The 25,212-nt window shown below is 41.9% G+C and carries 23 protein-coding genes; 1 reads left to right on the plus strand and 22 read right to left on the minus strand.

Annotation, left to right across the window (positions count from 1 at the left end; translation table 11 throughout):
* Positions 1–74: 74 nt before the first annotated feature.
* Both HNQ34_RS05785 and HNQ34_RS05790 read right to left on the minus strand, forming a co-directional pair.
* The gene (locus tag HNQ34_RS05785) at positions 75–1,181 is read right to left on the minus strand and encodes an alanine/ornithine racemase family PLP-dependent enzyme (protein ID WP_183252517.1); all 1,107 of its coding nucleotides are present in this window, start codon (positions 1,179–1,181) and stop codon (positions 75–77) included.
* Positions 1,178–2,266, minus strand: a complete 1,089-nt coding sequence (locus HNQ34_RS05790; protein ID WP_183252519.1) for a DUF1611 domain-containing protein — start codon at positions 2,264–2,266, stop codon at positions 1,178–1,180. Before HNQ34_RS05790 ends, HNQ34_RS05785 begins: the two co-directional genes overlap by 4 nt.
* A gap of 848 nt (positions 2,267–3,114) precedes the next feature.
* Here HNQ34_RS05790 and HNQ34_RS05795 point away from each other — a divergent pair.
* Entirely contained in the window at positions 3,115–4,533 is a 1,419-nt protein-coding gene (locus HNQ34_RS05795; protein WP_183252521.1) for an NAD(P)-binding domain-containing protein, read from the plus strand.
* Positions 4,534–4,756: 223 nt separating this feature from the next.
* On the opposite strand, the gene rlmH is transcribed toward HNQ34_RS05795, so the two are convergent.
* The 20 genes from rlmH to HNQ34_RS05895 all read right to left on the minus strand — a co-directional run bounded on the left by rlmH (position 4,757) and on the right by HNQ34_RS05895 (position 24,986).
* Entirely contained in the window at positions 4,757–5,236 is a 480-nt protein-coding gene (gene rlmH / locus HNQ34_RS05800; RefSeq protein ID WP_183252523.1) for a 23S rRNA (pseudouridine(1915)-N(3))-methyltransferase RlmH, read from the minus strand.
* A 75-nt stretch (positions 5,237–5,311) separates the two neighbouring features.
* On the minus strand, positions 5,312–5,476 hold the full coding sequence (locus HNQ34_RS05805; protein WP_183252525.1) for a CxxH/CxxC protein: 165 nt from the start codon (positions 5,474–5,476) through the stop codon (positions 5,312–5,314).
* Positions 5,477–5,559: 83 nt separating this feature from the next.
* Entirely contained in the window at positions 5,560–6,780 is a 1,221-nt protein-coding gene (locus HNQ34_RS05810) for a S1C family serine protease (protein ID WP_183252527.1), read from the minus strand.
* Positions 6,781–6,897: 117 nt separating this feature from the next.
* The gene (locus HNQ34_RS05815) at positions 6,898–7,686 is read right to left on the minus strand and encodes an MBL fold metallo-hydrolase (RefSeq protein ID WP_183252604.1); all 789 of its coding nucleotides are present in this window, start codon (positions 7,684–7,686) and stop codon (positions 6,898–6,900) included.
* 8 nt (positions 7,687–7,694) lie between these two features.
* Entirely contained in the window at positions 7,695–8,480 is a 786-nt protein-coding gene (locus tag HNQ34_RS05820; RefSeq protein WP_183252529.1) for a two-component system regulatory protein YycI, read from the minus strand.
* A complete protein-coding gene (locus HNQ34_RS05825; protein ID WP_183252531.1) occupies positions 8,467–9,816 on the minus strand; it encodes a YycH family regulatory protein in 1,350 nt (449 codons plus the stop codon). The genes HNQ34_RS05820 and HNQ34_RS05825 overlap by 14 nt, the downstream gene beginning before the upstream one ends.
* The gene (gene walK, locus HNQ34_RS05830) at positions 9,797–11,626 is read right to left on the minus strand and encodes a cell wall metabolism sensor histidine kinase WalK (RefSeq protein WP_183252533.1); all 1,830 of its coding nucleotides are present in this window, start codon (positions 11,624–11,626) and stop codon (positions 9,797–9,799) included. Before walK ends, HNQ34_RS05825 begins: the two co-directional genes overlap by 20 nt.
* Before the next feature lie 10 nt (positions 11,627–11,636).
* Positions 11,637–12,347: a response regulator YycF gene (gene yycF, locus HNQ34_RS05835; protein ID WP_183252535.1), complete on the minus strand. Its 711-nt coding sequence runs from the start codon at positions 12,345–12,347 to the stop codon at positions 11,637–11,639.
* Positions 12,348–12,503: 156 nt separating this feature from the next.
* A complete protein-coding gene (locus HNQ34_RS05840) occupies positions 12,504–13,790 on the minus strand; it encodes an adenylosuccinate synthase (RefSeq protein ID WP_183252538.1) in 1,287 nt (428 codons plus the stop codon).
* Between the two features lie 417 nt (positions 13,791–14,207).
* Positions 14,208–15,572 carry a replicative DNA helicase gene (dnaB, locus tag HNQ34_RS05845; protein ID WP_183252540.1) on the minus strand — a complete coding sequence of 455 codons (1,365 nt, stop codon included), beginning with the start codon at positions 15,570–15,572 and terminating at the stop codon, positions 14,208–14,210.
* 355 nt (positions 15,573–15,927) lie between these two features.
* A complete protein-coding gene (gene rplI, locus HNQ34_RS05850; protein ID WP_183252542.1) occupies positions 15,928–16,377 on the minus strand; it encodes a 50S ribosomal protein L9 in 450 nt (149 codons plus the stop codon).
* On the minus strand, positions 16,374–18,347 hold the full coding sequence (locus HNQ34_RS05855; protein WP_183252544.1) for a DHH family phosphoesterase: 1,974 nt from the start codon (positions 18,345–18,347) through the stop codon (positions 16,374–16,376). The genes rplI and HNQ34_RS05855 overlap by 4 nt, the downstream gene beginning before the upstream one ends.
* Before the next feature lie 32 nt (positions 18,348–18,379).
* Complete coding sequence (locus tag HNQ34_RS05860; RefSeq protein WP_183252546.1) at positions 18,380–19,309, minus strand: YybS family protein; 930 nt, start codon at positions 19,307–19,309, stop codon at positions 18,380–18,382.
* A gap of 66 nt (positions 19,310–19,375) precedes the next feature.
* Positions 19,376–19,612, minus strand: coding sequence for a 30S ribosomal protein S18 (gene rpsR / locus HNQ34_RS05865; RefSeq protein WP_027408127.1), 237 nt, complete (start codon positions 19,610–19,612; stop codon positions 19,376–19,378).
* A 204-nt stretch (positions 19,613–19,816) separates the two neighbouring features.
* Positions 19,817–20,311, minus strand: coding sequence for a single-stranded DNA-binding protein (gene ssb / locus HNQ34_RS05870; protein ID WP_183252548.1), 495 nt, complete (start codon positions 20,309–20,311; stop codon positions 19,817–19,819).
* 25 nt (positions 20,312–20,336) lie between these two features.
* A complete protein-coding gene (rpsF, locus tag HNQ34_RS05875; protein ID WP_183252550.1) occupies positions 20,337–20,624 on the minus strand; it encodes a 30S ribosomal protein S6 in 288 nt (95 codons plus the stop codon).
* A 105-nt stretch (positions 20,625–20,729) separates the two neighbouring features.
* Positions 20,730–21,830: a redox-regulated ATPase YchF gene (gene ychF / locus HNQ34_RS05880; RefSeq protein WP_183252552.1), complete on the minus strand. Its 1,101-nt coding sequence runs from the start codon at positions 21,828–21,830 to the stop codon at positions 20,730–20,732.
* A 71-nt stretch (positions 21,831–21,901) separates the two neighbouring features.
* Positions 21,902–23,911, minus strand: coding sequence for a molybdopterin-dependent oxidoreductase (locus tag HNQ34_RS05885; RefSeq protein ID WP_183252555.1), 2,010 nt, complete (start codon positions 23,909–23,911; stop codon positions 21,902–21,904).
* 36 nt (positions 23,912–23,947) lie between these two features.
* Positions 23,948–24,142 carry a DUF951 domain-containing protein gene (locus tag HNQ34_RS05890; RefSeq protein WP_183252557.1) on the minus strand — a complete coding sequence of 65 codons (195 nt, stop codon included), beginning with the start codon at positions 24,140–24,142 and terminating at the stop codon, positions 23,948–23,950.
* Between the two features lie 16 nt (positions 24,143–24,158).
* Positions 24,159–24,986, minus strand: a complete 828-nt coding sequence (locus HNQ34_RS05895) for a mechanosensitive ion channel family protein (protein WP_246363851.1) — start codon at positions 24,984–24,986, stop codon at positions 24,159–24,161.
* Between the last annotated feature and the right edge of the window lie 226 nt (positions 24,987–25,212).

Genomic DNA, 25,212 nt, shown 5'->3' on the forward strand with positions numbered 1-25,212 from the left:
CATTACTGTCAAACAGGCTATCCCTTATGCCACGTATAGCTGTTTTTGATTTTATTTAACAATGAGGAATGTATTTATGCAGATGTTCTTTTTGCCGAACAATGGTCTTTTTCGCTAATATACTTTTTGTGAACATAAGGAGATGTCATCACTGAAAGCATAGCCCCGTAATCAAGGGAGAATCTTACTTCATCGCCTAGCTTTAAATCCATATTTTTTGTATCAAGAATAATATGATCACTGCTTGAACCGAGTATTTCAACAGGCAGAAGCGGAGTCAATCCGCTTACTAATACGTCTTGCCGTCCCATTCCGACAATAGCGCGGCGAATGATTCCACGCTCTTTAAAAGATACCGTCTCACCAAATGCATTTCTTCCCCGGTCTCCAAACGGTACAGATGGCTTTAATTTCGATTCAATCACTTCAGCAACTAGGCAGAACGCATCTTGATACAGCCCAGGAATGGGTGTTCCATTGACCGTTTCCCTCCCTAAAAAGATGGACTCTCCAAGGCGAATATGATTAATCATTCCGACGTCTTTTGTCTGTTTCAACCAATGGTAGTTAGCTGAATTGCCACCCGAAACGTATGGGAGGAATAAAGAAAATTGTTTTTGCACTCGCTTTACTAGGGAAGAGAATTCGTGCATTTTTTGTTCGGTCGGAATGACACCGCCAAAGCAGGCAAAGTTCGTGCCAAGACCGACAATTTGAATTCCCGGCAGTTTCAGAACTTCCTCAATAAAAGCGGGAACATCTTTGATCATAATTCCCTCTCTTAAATCGCCCATTTCGACCATTAAAATAATCGAATGCACTTTCTGTTGCTTCACCGCTTCCGCCGACAAAGCCCGAATCACTTCAAGCTCTGTGTTCATACTGATATCGGCAAACCGAACCACCTGCTCGACTTCACTTAGCGCAGGCGTGCGCAATAACATATATGTGGCATTCAATTGGGCCGATTTCAGCTTTTGGATGCGGGAAATTTTTGTGTCCGCTAGGCTCGTAATGCCGCTTTCAATTAAAACTTTGGCGATCTCAAGGCTAGCGCCAACTCCTTTGACTACCCCAGTAATTTGAATTTCTTTCTCCTCATATAATTTTTTTAGCACTCTGGCATTATGGCGAATTTTTCTTAGATCGACTTCTACTCTTGGGGCGATTTCCTTCCTCATACAGCCACCCCGGATTTCCGCTTATTTTGTAAAGAAGGAAAATATTCAATGAGGCGATTTATCACTTTATCAGGTCCCATTTTTAACACGTCCGTAACTGGCATCCGGAACTTTTGTTCGTACTCGACGATCGTTTTCTGTAATTCATCGTCGGACATGCCCTCATGATTCAATGTAATGGCGATCACTTTCGTTTGACCGAAATGTTCGATCAAGTCGATTTCACTTTGGACGGTCGGCATTGTCATAAAAGGAAAATCGCCTAACACTTTCCTTTTTGGAGGATGTTGTAAAATGACGGCTTTCGGTCTTGCCCCTTTTAAAATGCCGCATGAACTTACATAAGCAGGGTGGCTTAATGCGCCTTGCCCTTCCACAATAATGATATCAGGCTTTTCGATTTCGTTCGCTCTGACAATTTCTCTTTCTAATTCGCCGATCATATACTGAAGCGGGAAAGCATCCATGGCAAATCCGTAGGAAGCGCCTTGAATGAGCCCAGTTTGTCCGGTTGCGATAAAGGCGGTGCGATATCCCCGTTCTTGCAGACGTTTATCAATCATCATGGCGGTTGTCCGTTTTCCGCATGCCCCGTCTGTGCCAAGCACAGCAATAATCGGCGTCCTCACTTGCAAAATGCGGCCGGTAAATAGCGTCCATTCTTTTTTCGGTCTCGGCTTGCGAATATCGCGAATCTCTACCCCATATTGTTGGGCGATTCTCATCATTTCTTCATCTTCTGTAAGAAATTCCTGAAGCGGGTTAATGATATTCATTCCAGCTTCCATTGCATTGATAATGACTTGTCGTTCTTCTTTTTTGAGAAAAGCATCAGCAGGAGCAATGCCAAGGATAAAGTAGTTCGGTTTTTCTTTTGAAGAGGCAATCGCTTCTTGAAGGTCTCTACAAATAGGAATTCCGTTTCTTTTTTGATCTAAAAATTCCCCAGAATCTTGGCCGGCTTTCGAGCTGTCAATCACCGCTGTAATCTCGTACATTCCTGAATTGCGAATCAATCCGTTTGCTGTCTTTCCATCCATGGAGCCAAATTGATTTTCACAGTAAACAATGGCATATTTCTTCATCAGAAATCCCCCCATTTTTTATGTGAAATCAATTTTTTCCATGAAAAAGAACATCTTGACCGTTCCTAAAATAACCTTTAGAAAAGAAAGATGTTCTTTCATTCTTGAAACATAGTTGTCCTATTGATAATTATAATAAATTTAGCGAAAAATGTAAAATAGTTTGCCGGGTTCAGATAACAAATGAAGAGATCACTGCTCCTCAAAGGATATCCAAAAAATCATTCAGATATATACACCAATAACTTACTCGTATCGATAACGAGGTTCGAAGCACTTAAGAAATCAACCCCTAAGATGCCATCAAGATCTAGGTTATCAATTTTATTAAAATCATAAAATAACGACAAAGATTTTAATAAAATTGTTTATATGATGATAACATATTACCAGATCAAAAATAACTATTTTTATAAAAATTTTGGTTCATCACCACAACATGTACTTGACAAGCAAGGCGTTTGCGTGAACCGCTATGTATCAAAACATTAATTTCCCTCATTTTTCCTTCTAGTCACAAGTAAGAAATGTTCTGAAACAGTCAAGCACAACTTTTGGTGAAGAGCCCAGAGGAAAAGCTTTTTGAACAGGCTTTATTAGTTATTTTACATAATTACTAAGGAAGTTTTTAGATACAATAAACATTCAATAAAAATGGTTGAAGTGATAATATATTGAGCAAATGATGCTATAAAACTTTTCCTACAAGCAAGTCATTGATTAAGGAAGCATCTCGATTCAATTACATATCATAATTTTTCTCGTACTGAATGGGTGTATGGATAAGACTCACATATACAATGATGAAACTTTAACACCATTTTTATAGTTGAAGGAAGTGAAAAAGAATGAGCTTAGAGGCTTTAAACAAACAAGTGAAAATCGATCTTTCCTATCTCGCCTTCGGAGGTCCAAACTGGGTGCGCCCGCTCAGCCATCCTGAAGGGCATGTTTATGATGTCGTGATCGTCGGCGGCGGCCAAAGCGGTTTAGGTGCAGCTTTCGGTCTTTTACGCGAGCGAATATCCAACATTCTCGTGATTGACGAGAACCGGGAAGGCTTGGAAGGACCATGGGAAACCTACGCCCGCATGGTGACTTTGCGAACACCTAAGCATTTGACCTCCATCGACCTTGGAATTCCTTCTCTAACCTTCCGCGCTTGGTGGGAAGCGCAATTCGGATCGGAAAGTTGGGAAGCGCTGGACAAAATTCCTCGGGGAGACTGGATGAACTATTTGCGCTGGTTTCGAAAGGTTCTCAATCTGCCCGTCGTTAATGAAGTGAAGTTGAAGTTGATTGAGCCAACTGATGAAGGGATTCACCGACTTCATATTGAAGGAAAGGGTGCACCATCGGACAGATTATTGGCGCGAAAGGTCATTTTAGCCACGGGAATTCAAGGCGGCGGCGAATGGCATGTACCTCCTTTCATTGCCGAAAAATTGCCGCGTCATTTATATGCCCATTCCTCAGAAGCAATTGATTTTAAAGCACTAAGAGGGAAAAAGATTGGAATTCTGGGTGGCGGAGCATCTGCCTTTGATAATGCGAATTTCGCCCTATCAGAAGGTGCTGCGGAGGTTCATGTCTTTGTCCGTCGCAATGAATTGCAACGTATCAATCCGATTCGCCATATGGAAGTTTCCGGCTTAATCGAACGTTTCCAAGCTTTATCGGACGCCGATAAATATGCGGTTATTGCTCATTTCTTTAAATATAATCAACCGCCGACTAATGATACCTTTGAACGCGCAGCCTCATGGCCCGGTTTTCATTTGCACTTAGGTGCACCGTGGCTTAATGTTGAAGCTACAGATAAAGGGGCAGTAGTGACCACTCCTCAGGGCAAGTTCACCTTTGATTTCTTGATCATCTGTACTGGTCTCGTCACTGACCCGGCTTTGCGTCCGGAGTTGAGGCTTGTTGAAAGCCACATTGCTCGATGGGGCGACCGCTATAATCCCCCTGAAGAGTTGGCCAATCCTTTGCTTGATGCCCACCCTTATCTCAGCCCCGGTTTTGCTTTTTTAAGCCGGGATGAAAAGGGCAAAAAGCTCCTGTACGGACTTTTCGCTTTTAACTATTCGGGTTTGATCAGTTGCGGCATTACAGCATCTGCTCTTTCCGGCTTGAAATATGGGATTCCGAAGCTCGTGTCAGCAGTAGCAGATCAACTTTTCTTCGACGATCGCGAAGAAATACTGAAAGACTTCTTTGCCTATAGTGAAGTCGAATTTGTCGGTGAATGGACTAAAACGGATTAAGAAAAGTTGCATTTTTTACCGAATTGCATATAATTAGCGACATGATTACTGCTAAAAATAACAGGGTTAGAGTTACTTTGCGATTGTTTTTCCTAGAAATGCAAAGTAGATCTAACTCTTTTGAGATTTTACCATATATTAGAGCAAGATCACGAATAGAATATACAAAAAAGCTTCGCTTGCCGTTTTACGACAAACCATAATTCAATCCTTTGCTTTATCACTATTTATGATACGGTTCCCCCCGATTAATCCGGAACGCTCGGTAAATTTGTTCAAAAAGAATGAGCCGCATAAGCTGGTGCGGGAACGTCATTTTGGAGAACGACAATGATTCGTTCGCCCGTTGCATCACTTTTTGACTTAGACCGAGCGAGCCGCCGATAATAAAAACGATTTTGCTTTTGCCGTAAGTGGCGAGCTTGTCCAAGCTTTCCGCAAACTCTTCCGAAGACTTCATCTTTCCTTCAATAGCTAATGCGATCACATGCGCATCATCGGCAATTTTCGCTAAAATACGCTCCCCTTCTCTCTCTTTTACTTGTTCCATCTCCTGCCCGCTTAAATGTTCCGGTGCTTTTTCATCGGGAACTTCGATCAATTCGATTTTCGCATATCCCGACAACCTTTTGACATATTCCTCGATCCCTTGTTTTAAATACTTTTCTTTTAATTTGCCAACAGAAATAACAGTAATATTCACAAACCATCCCCACTTTACAAACAAGTTATCAACAATATTTATCCACATATACACATAGTGTATCCACATATAGTATTAAAAACGTTCGTTCCCTACTATATATTCCGCTCGTTTGGAACAAAATTTACACACTTCCTCCTTGTTATCCACAGAAATACGGGAAAATTCCGGCGCTTGCTCCGTTTTATCCACATAGACGTCAATTGCAAGCTCAATATGCTCCTTACAACAAGCAATCATCTTCAACCCCCCTTATTCACTTGTGGACAAAGAAAAACAGGAGCGCCTCTTCCCGCTCCTTGTTTCCCTTCTTATCCACATGATTAGAACGATTCTTTTGCCAGCTTCATCGTCACCGTTTCTTTTTTTCCATCCCGATAAAATGTCACTTTCATTTCATCGCCAATCGTCTTTTTCGTATACAAATACTTTCGCAGATCAAGCACATTCGTAATTTTTTGGCCATCTAATGCAACGATGACATCAAACTGTCTTAATCCTGCTTGCGCCGCCGGAGATCTTGGCACCACTTGAATAATGGCAACTCCTTCTGTCACATTTGGCGGCAAATGCAACGTCTCTTGCAAATGATAAGAAGGAATGTCGCTTAAGGACCGAAGCTCTACCCCCATATATGGACGGCGTACTTGTCCGTATTTTTCTAAGTCGGAAATAATCGGACGTGCTGAGTTGATTGGAATGGCAAAGCCGATTCCTTCTACCGCCTCTTGGGCAATTTTCATCGAGTTAATGCCGATCACTTGCCCTTCAATGTTCACGAGAGCGCCGCCGCTATTCCCTGGATTGATAGCCGCATCGGTTTGCAGCACTTCTGCATTCCAATCCGGTAATCCATCTTGGTCCAAATCGACTTCGATCGTCCGATTTTTCCCTGAAATAATTCCTTGTGTCACTGATCCAGCAAATTGAAGGCCAAGCGGATTTCCGATCGCCACGACCGGCTCGCCTAGCTTCACAGCGTCGGAGTCGCCAAACTCCGCCACTTTTTTAACATGCTTCGCATCGATTTCAAGCACCGCTAAATCTGTTAACGCATCGCTTCCTAATAATTTGGCACGCACGCGCGTCCCATCTTTTAAGCTCACTTCTAACTGGCTCGCATTTTCCACTACGTGATGGTTCGTAACGATGAATGCTTTTCCGTCTGCTTTTTTATAAACGACCCCTGACCCTGTTCCAGCTTCGCCGCCTTGCGACCAAAAGTTTGCTTCTTGAATATTGACGACGCCGACAACGGCATCGGATACTTTATCAATCGCTTTTGTTACTTGTGAAACGACGTTGACCGATACATTTTCTTGAACAGTCGGCTTATTCCCCACCGTTCCCTCATTTTCCGTCTGTCCGCCCCCTTTTGGCGTCACAGAATAAGGCAAAACATCCCACTTTGAAAGCGCCGGGATCGAAAACGTCACTAATAACGCCCCTAAAACGGCCCCAACTAATGCAGCGAAAAATGTGCCGCGGCGATTTCCTTTTTGTTTTTGCCGGTATTGCTCATAATGATCGTCGTAATAGCCCATCAACAGCTCACCTGTCCTTTCTCTACCAAATACGTATCGATCCTCTATATATTATAATGCTTGCTCTTCACAAAAATCCATTTTGAACACATTAGCCCATCCTTTCCAAAATTGCGTTTACACATACGCTAATTTTGTTGGAATTTTCGGATCGGTATCATAAAGATGGAACTGCTCGCCAATCACAAACCCTTTGCTTGCCAGCATTTGCTCCACTGTCATTCTCGCTAATTCTTTCATATTGTTATCTTGGCTTAAGTGCGCCAAATAAATTCGTTTCGTTTGATCACCGATCACATCCGCTAACGCTAACGCAGCATCTTCATTTGACACATGACCGACATCGCTCAAAATGCGACGCTTAATGTGCCATGGATAAGAACCCATTCGCAGCATTTCCACATCGTGGTTGCTTTCAAACACAAAAACATCGGCACATTTAATGATCCCTTTCATCCGATCGCTTACATACCCTGTATCCGTGATTAATACAAGCTTTTTTCCTTCATGGTGAAACACATAAAACATCGGTTCGGCGGCGTCGTGAGATACACCAAATGATTCGACATCTAAATCACCAAACGAACGAACAGCCCCGATAGGAAATACAAATTTCTGCTCAGTAGGAATTTCGCCAATCAATCCTTCCATTGCTTTCCATGTTTTTTCATTCGCATAAATCGGAAGCTGATATTTTCTCGCCAAAACTCCTAACCCTTTAATATGGTCACTATGTTCATGAGTCACTAAAATCGCCGTCACATCTTTTACATGACGGCCAATTTGTTGAAAAAGCTGTTCGATTTGCTTGCCGCTTAACCCCACATCGACAAGCAACCGATGTTTAGTTGTTTCGACATAAAAAGCGTTTCCCGTACTTCCACTGGCAAGGACGCTAAACTGCATCATCTCATTCACTCCAACACTTTTCCTTCATCATTAATAATTTGCCCTTCAAACGCATGAATAAAATAATCTTTCTTGCCGTTCACCACAATATGCCAAGTCGGCGTTAATACTTGCGAAGCGGTAAATTGCACAAGTGCATAATATCCGAGTTCGATCGTGGTGACGCGATCGCCCGGCTTTAAATAATCTTTCTTATACAGTGTTTCAATCGCTTTAATCGCTGGGATAATGTCTTGTTTTTTCTCATATTTTTCTAAATCGTCTAGCATTGTTTGTTCATAAGAAACGACTTCTTTTTTGTCATTTAAATGCAACAACAGCATGCTGCTGACATTTTTATAAATCATTTTGTTACCGTATTTTTGAAAGCAAATAATCGTCTGCGATTTTTCATCGAACGACCAAAACGCATAATTTTTCCCACCGATTATGTTTTGCTGCAAAAACTCATTCAAACTGTAAGGATCTTTAAAATTCGCAAGAGAAACCGGTTGAACAAACGTTGCTTGCAAAACAGGCTGATTGCTCGTCGTCACTTTTTGATTCGTCAATTTTTCCGTTTCTTCGCGGGTAAAAATCTTGCTTTTTCCGCTTACATACGATGCTTTCGTAATTTCTTTCGGGATCTCAACATACGTAATACCATTCGCTTCGAGTTGTTCTTCAATGGTCGTTTCTAAAATGACATCAAGCTGACTGCTGCTTCGTTTTTGCATAAACTGATAACCTAAAAAGAGATCGAGGATGAGAAAAGTAATAATAAAGATCGTCTTTGTCTTACTCCAATCCAATCGTATTCCCTCCTCGTATCTCGTTCGTTTCTTCTTTTACAGTAATTTTCCTCCACGTTCCATCATATAAATAAAACCATGCAGGCTCTAATACAACGACTTTTTCTCGTTCTGGATCTTTGACAAGCTCATATCCTAACGTAATTCCGCTTACAAATTCTTTTTTAAATCCTTTCATCTTTTCCAACTGTTGAATGACTTCTTGACCAGACAATAATTTAGTTGGCACGCTCACACGATCCGGAATTTCTAACCGGAATAACGGGCGTTGATACTTATTTACTTCATTCGTTCCCCATATTTGAATAATTTCAGACATCCCATAATCGTTAAAGGCAGGGTAATTGTTAACGAAGAGCCGAAACACGACTTTTCGTTTGTCACGATCCCATTCTGCAAAGTGATACATATCCGTCCAGCCGCCATGTTCATTGACAAAATCAATACTTTTTTGAATCAGCGTAGAACTCTCTTCGCTCGATTGGTTGATCGTGTTTTTCGCGGCTGGATTCACATATAACAATAATTTTTGCAAAAAATCAACATCCATCAATCTCGACCCATCCGTATATTCTTCACCGAACGTTACTATATCTTTTTTCACAAAACTTGGGTCGCTAAATAATGCTTCTTTAAATCTATCCGGATCGAGTTCATCCGTATAGTATTGCAGACGGTTCATCGTGATCTCTTTTTCTGGAAGAAAAAACGACTTTGTTTCACTCACATTATAAGCAAAATAGTGCGGGAAATTCTCCGCTTTTTCGTATAGTTGATTGATTTCTTCCATTGACACATCGTTCACTACGGCCTTGTATACTTTTCGATGATCGGTTGAAACAAAATACGCAACGAAATCTTGCCGCTGTTCAACAGGAATGACGATCGTATCAAAACTCACATCGTCCATTCCTCTATCATCGATTTGTAAAAGATCGCGATAAATATTCATCGGAATGTCATCAGGATAAATGATTTCGATTTTTCCTTTCCCATGAACAAATGATAAAAACTCTCCTTTTGGAATAGTGGATGAAATATTTTCAAAATCATCGAACGTCCACTTTTTTAGTTCTTTTAATAGCTTGTTGATTTCCGCTTCTTCAATAATCCCATAATGAGCCGCATTTTTATGAATCAGTATTTGCAAAGGACGAACAATCATCGATGTATCCACTTGCGTATTGCTGACGGGTACGTTTTGAATATATTCGTCATTTTGAATCACATCGTATTTCGGATGATACGTCCATAGTCCCCATGTGAATGCAATGCTTGTCAACACTAAAAACGTTAATATAATCGTTTTCACTATTTCATACTTCATCCCAGTCATCCTCTTGGATTCGCTCGAGTGGTAATGTAAAGAAAATCGTCGTTCCTTTATGCTCTTGACTTTTCGCCCAAATTCTCCCTCCGTGAGCCACGACTACTTCTTTGGCAATCGCTAATCCTAATCCCGTTCCACCGAGTTTACGTGAACGTGCTTTATCAACACGATAAAACCGTTCAAATACTTTAGACAAGTCCGATTTCGGAATGCCAACTCCTTCATCTGTGACGCTCACTAAAATTTCATCACTTAATTCTTTGATGCGAAACGTAATGTTACCGCCTTGAGGAGAATATTTTAATGCGTTTGAAATAATATTATCGAGCACTTGCGTAATTTTATCTTCATCAATTTCAATAAAAATCGCTTCATCAGGAATTTTTCGGATAAACGTAACGTTTTCGTTTTTCGTTAATTCAAAGCGGTCGATGACCTTATGGAAATACCGTGAAAAATTGACCCATGATTTATTAAGCTTATAATCTTTACTATCTAATTTTGAAAGCTGCAATAAATCATTCACTAATCGAATCATTCGCTCTGTTTCTGTTTGCGCTACTTCAATAAATCGCGGCGCAATGTTTTCATCTCTCCATAATCCTTCTCCGAGCGCCTCTAAATAGCTTTTCATCGTCGTTAGCGGCGTTCTTAGTTCGTGTGAAACATTCGCGACGAACTCTCTTCGCTCTTGATCGATTTTTTCTTGTTCTGTAATATCATGCAACACGACGATCAAGCCGTTCACAAAACCCGTTTCTTTTTGAATTACCGACAACGAGGCCCGCAAAATATATAGTTCTTCGTCGGTACTAAAGTCCAAAATGAGCGAATCTCGCTCTTCAATTAACGTTTCAAACGTATATTGCCCCTCCAGCCCGAGCACATCAATAATCGAACTCGAAAGCACTGTTTCACGTGAAACATTTAAAATATTTAATGCAGCATCGTTAATTAAAATGATCCGGCCACGCCGATCGGTTGCAATCACCCCGTCCGTCATATGGGTAAGCACAAGCGCTAGTTTTCTCCGTTCTCCTTCCGTTGTGGCCTGCGCTTCCTGCAATTTCTTCGTCAAGTTGTTAAACGTCATCGCTAGCTGACCGATTTCGTCGTATCCATACACTTTTACTTTACGAGAAAAATTTCCTTTCGTCATCGCTAATGCTTGTTTTCTCATATCTGAAATCGGTCGGGTGATTGTTCGGGATAGAAAAATCCCTAATACCGCTGTAATCACCAACGCAATCCCTGTCCCGGTAGCAAAAATCGCGTTGATTTGTTTCATTTGTGAAAACACGTTTTCCAACGAAGCGATGATGTAAATCGCTCCTTTAATTTCTCCGTTGAGCTTGATCGGCGTCGAAGAAATATACATCCGATGACCTGTTTTCGGATCAATTAACGTTCGATCCACCATTTCTCCCGTGACGAGCGCTCGTTTTACAAAAATTTCTGTCGCCCGTTTTCCGACAATGTTTTGCATATATGGATTCGATGTAGCGAGCACTTTGCTTTTATCATCAAGGACACGAACTTCTGATATATCTTGTGAAACAAAATCGTGAAGAAGGGAGCGAATTTCTTCTTCTAGCGTCGGACCTTTCGAATCGTGTTCTTTGCTCATCGCCTGCTCTACGTTATAAGCAAGCAATGTCACTCTCTCATTTAAAGAGCTTTTAAAATTTTGGACAAGCTGCGTTTCTAACTCCCTTACAAAATAAACCCCGATAATTTGCATTGCGACAAGAATTAATAGAACATAGATAAGCACAAATTTAAAATGAATCGAACGAAATGGACCTACTTTTTTCATGCTGTTTCTTTTACTCCTGTTCTGGATTGCGCAAATAATAACCGACACCGCGCCGTGTCACGATCCACGCCGGATGGGAAGGATTATCTTCAATTTTTTCCCGTAAGCGGCGAACGGTAACGTCTACCGTGCGGACATCTCCATAATAATCGTATCCCCATACTGTTTGCAGCAAATGCTCCCTTGTCATCACTTGTCCGATATGTTTGGCCAAATAATGAAGTAATTCAAATTCGCGATGGGTCAGCTCAATCATTTCTCCCCGTTTTAATACAACATACGCATCTGGGCGAATAACAAGCGAGCCAATGATAATTTCGTTCATATCATTATTTTCTTCCATCACATTTACACTCGGCTGATGGCGTCGCAAATTCGCTTTCACACGCGCTAACAATTCCCTTGTACTAAAAGGCTTCGTCACGTAGTCATCTGCTCCTAATTCCAAACCGAGCACTTTATCAATCTCGGAATCTTTCGCCGTTAACATAATGATCGGCATATCATACTTTTTTCGCACTTCGCGGCATACTTCCATGCCATCTTTTTGCGGAAGCATAATATCTAATAATATAAGATCAGGAATGATTTCTTCCACTTTTTGCAGCGCTTCGACCCCATCATATGCGCAAATGACTTCATATCCTTCACGCTGTAAATTAAACTGCAAAATATCAGCAATCGGTTTTTCATCGTCGACAACAAGAATTCGTTTTTCCATCATGATTCACATCCTTCCGTTATTGATGGATTCAAAAAGATACATACATTAATAATGTACCATGTTATGAACGCAAATTCACTTATTACCGATTGCCAATTCACAAAAAGAAAAGCATAGACACATGTTTGTATCTATGCTTCGCAAATATCGTGGTTAGGCATATACACTGCGAACGACATTCGTTTGTGAGCGGTCTGGACCGACAGAGAAAATCGATAACGGAATGCCGGTCAACTGCGAAATACGTTCTACATAATGACGAGCATTAGCCGGTAGTTCGTCTAAACTTTTAACGCCTGTAATATCTTCCGTCCACCCTGGAAGCTCTTCATATATAGGCTCACATTCTGCCAACACTTTTAAGCTTGCTGGAAATTCCTCGATGATTTGTCCTTTATAACGATAAGCCACACAAATTTTTAACGTTTCAATTCCCGTTAACACGTCAATAGAGTTTAATGATAAATCGGTAATTCCACTCACCCGGCGAGCATGGCGAACGACTACGCTATCAAACCAACCGACGCGGCGTGGGCGCCCTGTTGTTGTCCCGTATTCACGCCCGACTTCGCGAATGCGATCGCCAATTTCATTATGTAGCTCGGTTGGAAACGGACCATCACCGACGCGGGTCGTATACGCTTTCGCGACACCGACGACATGCTTAATTTTTGTCGGCCCTACGCCAGATCCGATCGTGACGCCGCCCGCAACCGGATTCGATGACGTTACAAATGGGTACGTTCCTTGATCGATATCAAGCATAACGCCTTGCGCGCCTTCAAATAATACGCGACGCCCTTCATCTAGCGCATTATTCAAGACAACCGACGTATCGCATACATATTTCGCAATCTGTTGGCCATATTCATAATACTCTTCAAAAATGTCCTCAAGCTTGAATCCTTCGACTCCATATACTTTCTCAAAAAGGACATTTTTCTCTTGTAAGTTACGAGCCAACTTTTCCTCAAATACTTCACGATCCAATAAATCTGCAATGCGAATGCCAATGCGAGCCGCTTTATCCATATATGCCGGACCGATCCCTTTTTTCGTCGTACCGATTTTGTTAGCTCCTTTTCGTTCTTCTTCTACTTCATCAAGCTTCAAGTGGTATGGCAAAATGACATGGGCACGGTTGCTAATGCGCAAATTATCAGTTGAAACGCCCCGTTCATATAAATATTGTAATTCTGCGACAAGCGCTTTCGGATCCACAACCATTCCGTTTCCGATCACACATATTTTATCTTTATAAAAAATCCCTGATGGAATGAGGTGTAATTTATATTTCTCTCCGTTAAACACAATCGTATGTCCTGCGTTATTTCCACCTTGATATCTAGCAATCACTTCCGCATTTTCGGATAAGAAATCCGTAATTTTTCCTTTTCCTTCATCTCCCCACTGCGTCCCGACAACGACTACTGAAGACATAGCGAGCACCTCCGCTTTACTCAATATAAACATAGTAAGTGTAGCACTTTTATTCGCTAAAGTCAACAAAACACGAACATTAAATAGATATTTTACTATTTTTATTCGTATACAGAGATAAAAAACGGAGCGTTCTATCTATATAAATACAACTGGGAGATTTAACTTATGGCGGACGAAAAAACAGCCACCCTATTTTTTCGACTGTCGGAGGCAAGTCTGTGACTTGCCTTCGTCACGCCTTCGCGTGACAGAGGACCGAACAACCAATCGTTTCACCGACAAATGTATTTGTCTGGAAACGTTGTTGTTCGGTCACCCGACAGTCGAAAAACACCGATTACTCCATAAAAGACGAAAACGTTAAAGTTCTAAATTGCATTTATATATGTAACGCTCCTTTCTCATTAAACCGATTTAAGCCCCAGGAGGGATTTGGGTATCATCAAACCGCCGTTCTAGGTTCACGAACTTATTGTACTCTTTAATAAAAGCGAGCTGCACCGTACCGACAGGACCGTTCCGCTGCTTCGCAATGATGATTTCAATAATATTTTTATTTTCCGAGTCTTTATCATAATAATCGTCACGATATAAAAACGCGACAATATCTGCATCTTGTTCGATACTTCCTGATTCACGAATATCTGACATCATCGGGCGCTTATCTTGGCGCTGTTCGACACTGCGCGAAAGCTGCGACAAAGCGATAACAGGCACTTCTAGTTCGCGGGCAAGCGCTTTTAACGAACGGGAAATTTCCGATACTTCTTGTTGACGATTTTCTCGATTTCTTCCGCTTCCTTGGATTAGCTGCAAGTAATCGATAAGCACCATTCCTAATCCGCTTTCTTGTTTCAGGCGTCGGCATTTCGCGCGAATTTCACTGACGCGAATGCTTGGCGTATCGTCTATATAAATGCCGGCATTCGATAAACTTCCCATCGCCATTGTCAACTTACCCCAATCTTCAGGGGTCAATTTCCCTGTGCGCAAATTTTGCGCATTAATGTTCCCTTCAGCACATAACATCCGCATTACCAGTTGCTGAGCGCTCATCTCTAAGCTAAAAATCGCCACATTTTCATTTGTTTTCGTCGCTACATTTTGCGCAATGTTTAGTGCAAAAGCTGTTTTTCCGACGGAAGGTCGCGCGGCGACAATAATTAAATCGCTTCGCTGAAACCCTGCTGTCATTCGATCGAGTTCTGTAAAACCGGTTGGGATTCCTGTTATTTCCCCCTTCCGGTTATGCAGCATTTCAATATTGTCATACGCTTGAACGAGTACATCTTTTATATTTTGAAACGTGCCAGAATGCTTCCGTTGCGATACTTCCATAATTTTCTTTTCTGCTTCATTTAACAACACATCAACTTCATCTTCGCGTGTATAACTATCTTGAGCAATCGACGTTGCGGTGCGAATCAATCGGCGCAAAATCGATTTCTCTTCGACGATGCGCGCATAATATTCGACGTTAGCAGCGGTTGGGACAGAATCCGCTAATTCGCTTAAATACGATACGCCCCCTACTTCTTCAAGCGTTTTTGCATCGGCCAGTTCTGCGGTTACCGTGACTAAGTCAACCGGTTCTCCTTTATCAACTACTTTTAACATCGCATGGAAAATTTTTTGATGGGCGGCACGATAAAAATCTTCTGGAATTAAAATTTCAGAAGCTAACGTTAAAGCGGAAGAATCAAGGAAAATCGCTCCTAATACAGCCTGTTCTGCTTCAATATTTTGCGGGGGGATGCGCTCGGCAAACAGATCGTTCATCTCTTCCACCACCTTTTTTCAATCATATTAAACATCGTCAGCCATAAGAAAAATGTGATTATATGAGGGGGTTAGCCCCATAAAATCACATTTTCATACGAGTGTTGATTATCCATTATTTTACTAACAAACATAGAATCATATGGCTGAACACAAGCTTTTCTGCCTCTTCCTTCGAACAAGAACGCCGGCGGGCAAATGTCATTTGCCGGCAAAGCGTTCGTTGTTCGAGGAGGGCATGCTAATATTTCCAGTCGGCAAGCTGAGCTTAGCCGACTACGGCAGAAAAGCTAGGAATAGAGCGATGTCAACTGGTTTTTAATGGTTAATCAACACGCCTGACATTTTCGATCCATTATTTTTGTTCGCTTACATGTACTTTTAATGTGGCCGTTACTTCTGGATGAAGTTTCACAGGCACATTCGTATATCCCAGCGCCCGGATTGCATCTTCCAATTCAATCTTGCGCTTGTCGATTTTAATTTGGTGTTGGCTTTGAAGCGCTTCAGCAATTTGTTTGCTTGTGATCGAACCGAATAAACGACCCCCTTCACCTGCTTTTGCAAACAATTGTACCGTCAACCTCTCTAATTGTTCTTTTAGTTGTTTTGCTTTCGCCAATTCCTCTTCTGCTTGGCGTTTTTCTTTATTTTTTTGCGCCTCGAGCGCTTTTAAATTCGCAGGTGTTGCCTCAATGGCGAAACCTTGTTTAAAAAGGAAATTTTGCGCATAACCGTCTGCGACGTTCTTAATTTCCCCTTTTTTTCCTTTTCCTTTTACATCTTTCAAAAAAATGACTTTCATGATTTTTTACCTCCTTCTAAATACTCATCAATGGCTGCCCGTAAACGGCGCTCCGCCTCTTCGATCGTGACATTTGTAAGCTGGGCCGCTGCATTCGTTAAATGCCCGCCTCCTCCTAAACTTTCCATAATGACTTGGACGTTTATATCTCCTAGTGAGCGGGCGCTAATGCCAATTGTTTCGTCCGAGCGCTTGGAAATGACAAATGAAGCGACTACTCCGCTGAGCGTCAAGAGCGTATCAGCAGCTTGAGCGATCAAAACTTGATCGTATGTTTCATTCGCGCCTCCTTTTGCAATGGCAATTCCTTTTGCACTAATCGAGGCATTTTCAATAATTTTCGCCCGCTTCACATAGCTGGCGATATTCTCTTTTAACAGTTTTTGCACTAACACTGTATCGGCACCTTGAGCACGTAAATAAGAGGCGGCATCAAACGTGCGCGATCCGGTGCGCAATGTAAAGCTTTTCGTATCCACAACAATGCCTGCAAGCAAGGCAGTGGCTTCTAACATCGTGAGATTCGCACGCTGCGGTTGATATTCAAGCAATTCGGTCACAAGCTCTGATGTTGACGAAGCGTAAGGCTCCATATAAACAAGAAGCGGATTATCAATAAATTCTTCGCCGCGACGATGATGGTCAATGACAACAATATGATCGGTGCGAAAAATTAATTTTTCTTCAATGACTAACGAAGGACGATGCGTATCGACAATAATAAGTAACGTATCATCGGTGACCAATTCCAGCGCTTGCTCTGGCTTAACAAACCGCGACCAAAGCTCAGGATGGTTTTTGATTTCTTCAATTAGGCGTTGTGCACCTGAATCGATTCGATTCGTATCAAGAACGATAAACCCTTCTGTTTGATTCAGCTGCGCTATTTTTAAAATACCAATGGCCGCCCCTAATGCGTCCATATCCGGATATTTATGCCCCATAATCATGACATTATCGCTATCGATAATCAATTCTTGTAAAGCATGAGAAATGACGCGTGCCCGCACTCGAGTGCGCTTTTCCATCGGATTTGTTTTTCCACCATAAAATTTCACTTTCCCATTCGCTTGTTTAATTGCTACTTGGTCACCACCACGCCCTAACGCTAAATCTAAACCGGATTGCGCCAACGCCCCGAGTTCTGGCAATGAAGACGCACCTGTGCCGATTCCGATGCTTAACGTAAGCTGAATATTATTTTTCATCGTCTGTTCACGAACTTCATCTAAAATGGAAAACTTATTTTTTTCAAGTTGCTGCAAAATTTGTTCATTTAAAACGGCCACAAACCGGTCAGACGATGTTCTTTTGAGAAACAGACCGTAATTGTGCGCCCATTTGTTTAACGTTGATGTCACTTGGCTGTTCAACTGGCTTTTCGCTTGATCATCCATTCCTTGCGTAATTTCATCATAGTTATCAAGAAAAATAACCCCTAATACGACCCGTTCCGCTTCGTATTGCTTTTCGATTTCAATTTGATCGGTTACATCAAAGAAATAAAGAAGCTTCTCTTCCCGCCTTATAATGACTTTAAACTTGCGGTCATGAATATCAACCATTTCCGTATCGATTTCTTGCTTGATAAGCGGAATCAATTGTTCAGCGACATCATATAACGAACGTCCAACTAACGTTTGCTCTCCAAAGCAGGACGTTAAAAACACGTTCGTCCACTCAATGACATAATCATCATTGATGAGCATAATCCCGATCGGCATTTCCATTAATGCCTCTTCGCCGACTTTTTTCAGGCGGTGGGACAAATTCGAGATATATTGTTCGAGTTCCGTATAAAGCGCCCGCTGTGATCGCATAACATAATAAAGCACAAAAACGAGGAGCAAAAAGCTGGCTAACCCCAATGTCCATCGAAAATACGACAACATTCCAATCAAACTGAACGAAACGACAATCAATGCATAAAGGGGATAGCGATATGCCTTCTTTTTATAAAAATGAGACATTCATGTCAGCTCCTAAATAATAATTCTATCGTCTATTGAACGCGTTTCCGTAATTCAAATCCTAAATCAATTATACCTAATATTGCAATAAGATAAAGCAAAAAAGGGAAGAAGAAACAAAGCAATGTTCCGATTACAACGATCCCTTTCGCTATATTCTTACGGTTAGCTACATGATAAAGAAAAGAAAAACCTTGAATCATGAATAGAAGCTGTAATAAATAATATAGATTAATGACAGCGATATACGCAAATGTTCCTTTTTCTAATGGGAAGAACGTAGCAACCAATACAAGCAAGTAATACCATAAAAGCTGTTTGGGCAGCGTAATTTGGCGAAACGGAGGCCACGTTCCAACCGACATGTTTAAACGTTTTAAAATAGGAACCGAAACCACGATGGTCAAGTAAGCAAACGCCAGAGCTGTAACGGCAAACAATGTCGGAGTGACGTATTTAACAAGCTCTAACCCTTGTTGAAAACGCTCTTGCAGCTCTTTTGGCGGCTCTTGCCCCATCCCTTCCATCACTTGCATCGCAGTACGAAAGGAATCTTTTAATAATGAAAGCGTTTGGGCAATAATGTCCATTTCAAAAAATTTCACCGAAATGATATAATCAATCACCATATTCAGCAAAAATATGACCGTTGCCGCTACTAAAATCATATAACGATTTTTCTGTTTAGCAAACAGCGCACCAATCACAATTCCGCTCGTTCCGAACATGAAGACAACAGGAAGAGACAGAAGTGAACCAATCAATACCGAAACAATGATCGCAGCAAGCAGCAGCATTAAACTAGCTGCATAGCCATGCCGCATTGTAAACACCATAAAAGGAAGAGATAAAAATAAAGTGGCAACCGCTCCTAATAACGGCACATATAATGATGCTAAAAACAACACAATAAAAATGGCAAGCTGAATCGCTGCTTCTGTCAGCACATATGTATTTTTCATTTGCAATCCCTCCCCATATCAATCAAAAAAGCAGTAAGGACCGTCCCCCTTACTGCTTTTTCTTCTTTATTCGCCCGCTACGTATGGCAATAATGCCATTTGACGCGCGCGTTTAATTGCTACTGTTAATTTGCGTTGATATTTTGCACTTGTGCCTGTTACACGGCGAGGCAAAATTTTTCCGCGTTCAGAAATAAACTTCTTTAACGTATCAACATCTTTATAGTCGATATGTGTAATTCCGTTCGCTGTGAAATAGCAAACTTTACGGCGTTTTGCACGTCCGCCTTTACGTCCTGCCATTTTTCGTCCTCCTTCCTTTTTTCATATATAATACTTGAAACGAGCTTCCCGTTCAACGTTAACCGCTCGCCTCCGCTTTTTGTATTGTCCAGCTTCGGTCGCCATCAACTCGCGACGCTTCGGGTTCTGCTGTGGCGGCAACAGCCTCCTCGCAAGCCCCGCCAGCGCATATCGCCGATAAGCAGACGACCTCCGCTTTTCTATTTAAAACGGTAAGTCGTCATCGGAAATGTCGATCGGTTGTCCATCATGAGCAAACGGGTCTTCATCGATGCGACTAAAGCCTTGGTCGTTTGTGTGACGTGGGTTCTGATTTTGTCCAAATGGATATGGCTCCCCGTAGTAGCCACCTGCTGCTGCACCACGTTGCTCTGTGCTACCTTTAGGTTCAAGAAACTGAACACTATCAGCAACCACTTCGGTTACGTACACACGTCTTCCATCTTGACCTTCATAACTTCTCGTTTGCAAACGTCCATCCACTCCGGCCAAACTTCCTTTTTTCAAAAAGTTTGCTACATTTTCCGCCGGACGGCGCCAGACGACACAGTTAATAAAATCAGCCTCGCGTTCGCCTTGCTGGTTTGTAAACGGGCGGTTGACCGCTAACGTAAATGTGGCAACAGCAACCCCATTTGGAGTATAGCGCAATTCCGGGTCTCTTGTAAGTCTCCCTACAAGAATTACGCGGTTAATCATCAGAACCACTCCTTAAAATTCGGAATTATTCTTCCTCTTTTACAACGATGTGACGAATAATGTCTTCGCTAATTTTTGCTAAACGGTCAAACTCTTGTACCGCTTTTGGCTCAGACGTTACATTTACGATCATGTAGTAACCGTCACGGAAATCTTTGATTTCGTACGCTAAACGGCGTTTACCCCATTCTTTCACGTTTGTAATTTCCGCACCGTTCTCTGTTAAAATACTGTTGAAACGCTCAACAACAGCCTTTCTTCCTTCATCATCGATGTTTGGGCGGATAATATACATGATTTCATATTTTCTCATTACTAGTCACCTCCTTTTGGTCTAAACGGCTCTATACAAGAGCAAGGAGCAATATGCATTACTCACATTTCCTGATTATATCATGATAAAAAGATAGATGCAATATTATACGTTAAAGCGGAAATGCATAATATCGCCATCCTGCACTTCGTAATCTTTCCCTTCTAAACGCACTTTTCCGGCTTCACGGGCGGCTACCATCGAACCACAAGCAACTAAATCGTCAAATGATACGGTTTCCGCCCGAATAAAACCGCGTTCAAAATCCGAGTGAATAATGCCCGCACATTGCGGCGCTTTCATTCCTTTTCGGAACGTCCAAGCACGAACTTCCTGCTCTCCAGCTGTAAAATAAGTAGCCAAGCCTAACAAGCTATATGCCGCACGAATGAGCTGATCGAGTCCGGATTGTTTAATTCCAAGTTCTTGCAAAAACATTTGTTTTTCTTCATCATCAAGCTGAGCGATTTCTTCTTCCACTTTCGCACAAACAACGATGACTTCTGCGTTGTCGCTTTTCGCAAATTCCCGCACTTGTTGAACGTACGGATTCGCATCTGGAGCAACCAAATCTTCTTCGCCGACGTTGGCGACGTATAACATCGGTTTAATCGTTAATAGATGGAGCTGCTTCACGACTTTCATTTCTTCTTCCGTAAACGATAACGTGCGAGCTGCTTTGCCTGCCTCAAATGTTTCTTTCAAGCGAGCAAGAATCTCATATTCAAACACTGCTTCTTTATCTTTTTGCTTCGCCATTTTCCCGACGCGGTCAATTCGTTTATCGACCGTTTCAAGATCTGCAAAAATAAGCTCCAAATTGATCGTTTCAATATCAGAAAGCGGATCGACTTTTCCCGCTACATGGGTAATATTTTCATCGGAAAAACAACGGACAACTTGGCAAATCGCATCGACTTGACGAATGTGAGATAAAAACTTATTCCCAAGTCCTTCTCCTTTGCTTGCTCCTTTCACAATTCCAGCAATATCTGTAAATTCAAATACAGTTGGCACCGTTCTTTTTGGCTTCACAAGTTCTGTTAATTTTTTTAACCGCTCATCAGGCACTTCAACAATGCCAATGTTCGGTTCAATTGTGCAAAACGGATAGTTGGCGGATTCTGCCCCCGCTTTTGTAATGGCGTTAAATAACGTCGATTTTCCGACGTTCGGCAACCCAACGATTCCTGCTGTTAATCCCATTATTTCCACTCCTCTTAACCGTCAACATCTTTCCTCATTATAGATAGTAAAAGCCGAAATGACAAGCACGCTCATTCGTTCATTTTCTCAATGTTTACTAGACAGTCATACAACGTGCTTCCTTGGCCATTGTCTGATTCGCGATCGGACGTCAACACATTGACGCTTCCGCCAAATTTGCCCCATTGTCCTTCGTCAATATTGATCGTCTTCGCACAAGCGTTGGCCAAAATTTTTACACGGCCAACAAGTTCCCCGCGGAAGTTGAAAACTCTCGCTGTATCCCCATCTTTTAATCCTTTTTCTTCCGCAATATCTTTTGATATTTCGATTTTGATCGATTGCATCGACTCTATCAAATGGTAATGCTGCGAATGATTAGAACGAAGCGGATGGATCGTCAGCAAGCGATAAGGATGCTTTTCCGCTAATGCTCGGTTAGTCATTTCCGACTCCGCGGGATACATGATTTTTAATTTTCCATCCATCCCTTTTTGCTCAGCCAATGAGGATGTAAATTCATATTTCCCGCTCGGTGTTTGAAAGCGATAATCGTCCCACGGTACCGCTTTAACAGGAAGAAGCATATGCTTTTCTTGTTTTAGTTTTTCCAACGTAATACCATGCTTTTCAAGGCCGCTTAACCCGATCGTTAAAAACTCGTCTCGCGAAAAAGCAAAATCAGCGCCAAACCCTAGCCGTTCGGCCAGCTGTGTCCAAATCCAAAGATCCGGCTTCGCCTCCCCCGGCGGCTGTACGAGCGCTGGTCCGTAGTTCACATACGCATGATACATCGACGAATAATAAATATCTTCTTCTTCAAATACTGTTGTCGTCGGCAAGACGTAATCAGCCAATTCCGCCGTATCAGTCATAAATTGTTCGAACACGACAACCGTTTCCACTGATTGAAACGCTTTTTTAACGAGGTTAGTATTCGGCACTTGGGTTAACGGATTGCCGCACGTGACGATAATCATTTTAATTTCTGGATCTCTTGCTTGTAAAATTCCTTCCGCTTGCTTCATCATTGTAAACGTCCGCGCTGCAGTCTTTCGTTCCGGTAAAGTTAATGCGGCGATGTTAAAGCTTTGCCCGACTTGAAGGTTGCCAAAATTGACTCCGCCTCCAGGGATGCCGATATTACCGCTAATCGCAACTAACGCATCAATAAGCCGAATCGTATTCCCGCCGTTAGCGTACCGTTGCATGCCAAGACCTAAATACGTCATCGTTGGGCGATTTCCGTATATAAGCGCTAATGCTGTCATCGTATCACGATCGACTCCTGTTAATTGTTCGATTTCTTCCATCGTGATCCTTTGAAGTAGCGCCGTTACATCTTCAAATCCAATCGTATAGTTTTTAATAAAAGTGCGATCTTCAAGCTCTAAACGCAATATTTCCTTCATCATTCCGATCGCCAAAAAACCATCCATTCCAGGGGCTACAGATATATACATATCGGCGATTTGCGCCGTTTGATTAAAGATCGGATCAATGACAATCAGTTTCGTCCCTCGTTTTTTGACAGCCTGAAGATGCTGGAATAAATGCATATTCGTCCGCGCTACATTTCTTCCCCATATGACGACATGTTTGCTGTTGTAAATGTCTTCCGGCGCGTGACTATAAGAACTGCCAAAATCCCACGTTTGCGCTTCGATTCCGGCCCCCCAGCAAAGGCTACCTGTTAATTCCGTTACTCCGCCATAACAATTGAAAAACCGGCGATCTAAATTTTTTAATAATCCGTTATTGGCATAATCATGGCTATGAAGAATAGCTGTTGTTCCGTATTTTTCCTTGATTTCGTTCATTTTTTCAGCAATTTCATCCAATGCTTGTTCCCAAGAAATGCGAACGAATTGGCCATTCGTTTTTTTGAGAGGATAAAGCAGCCGCTCCGCTGAGTTCGTGCGCGCTTCAAGCATCCGCCCACGGCCGCAAATTTTTCCTTGCGTAATCGGATGCCCATCATCCCCATCAACCTTCACGACTTTTCCATTTTCGACTGTCACTTTCAAACCGCACGTATCCCAGCAATTTAATGGGCAAGACGAGATGCGAACTTCTGCCATATCCTCCATTCCCCCTTACATAAAGAACATGAGGAACTACTCCTCATGCTTTTCCAATACTTTTTTTAATTTCCGGACAAACTCTTTTCGCGGAATTAACACGCTATGCGTACAGCCCTCACATTTAATGCGAATATCCGCACCCATACGAATAACTTTCCAACGATTTGTGCCACATGGGTGTGGCTTTTTCATCTCTACAATATCATATAATCCAAACTCTTTCTCCATTAGTTCATCCCCCCTCTTATGCGTCTGTTTTTGCTCGTTTTGTTTCTTCCTCCTGACGATTATAAAGAACAAGGCGAGGAAATGGAATTTCAATACCATGTTCGTCTAACCGGAGCTTAATTTCCTTGCGCAATGCCCGCGCAATAAACATATGGCGCATCGGTTTCGTCTCGCAAACCACCCGCATCACCACTTCCGAACTCGTAAAATTTTGAATGCCTAAAAGTTCAGGAGGAGCAACCATATCTTCATATTTAGCCGGCAATTCAGCCAGCAGTTCGCGAATGGTTTGCTCTGCTCTTTCAATATCTCCTTCATACGAAACGCTCACATCCACCACTGCTACACTGTTATGCAAGGAGAAATTTGTTACTTGGGTAATGCTGCCGTTCGGAAGAATATGAACTTCTCCTGTCCAGCTTTTAATCTTTGTTACCCTCAACCCAATCGTCTCTACATATCCTTCAAAATTGCCGATGCGGACGTAATCACCGACCGAAAACTGATCTTCGAAAATGATGAAAAATCCGGTAATGACATCTTTCACTAAACTTTGCGCACCGAAACCGACGGCAAGACCGACGATTCCAGCTCCCGCAAGCAATGTTCGAACTGCCACGCCAAATGTATCTAAAATCATCACGAGCGCAATGAAATATATAACATATGTAATGACGTTATCAAGCAATTTTAATAACGTTGCTTCCCTCCGCTCCGAAATGCGAATCGGCGCTTTTTGCCGCACTTTAAAAATATTATGAACGGCTATCTTTAAAACTTTGGATAAAACCGTAGCAATCACAATGATCATGATCATTTGCACGATTCCAGTGCTAACCCGCATCCAAAAATCTTCATTCGTTAAAAACGTAAAGATATGACGGTAAAAAGTTTCGATGCTGCTCACCTTTCGCTTCACCTCGACATACGTTAAAGTACCTCGTGCCATGCATATTCATTATTTTATCAATATTTTAAAGATCAATCCATATGTAAGAAAACGAGAACGTGCATGTATATAATTCCTGTTTTTTCCGTATACTGTTTAATAGTTAATAGATATCCATCAT

The sequence above is a fragment of the Anoxybacteroides tepidamans genome, assembly GCF_014201465.1.
GTDB lineage: Bacteria > Bacillota > Bacilli > Bacillales > Anoxybacillaceae > Anoxybacteroides > Anoxybacteroides tepidamans.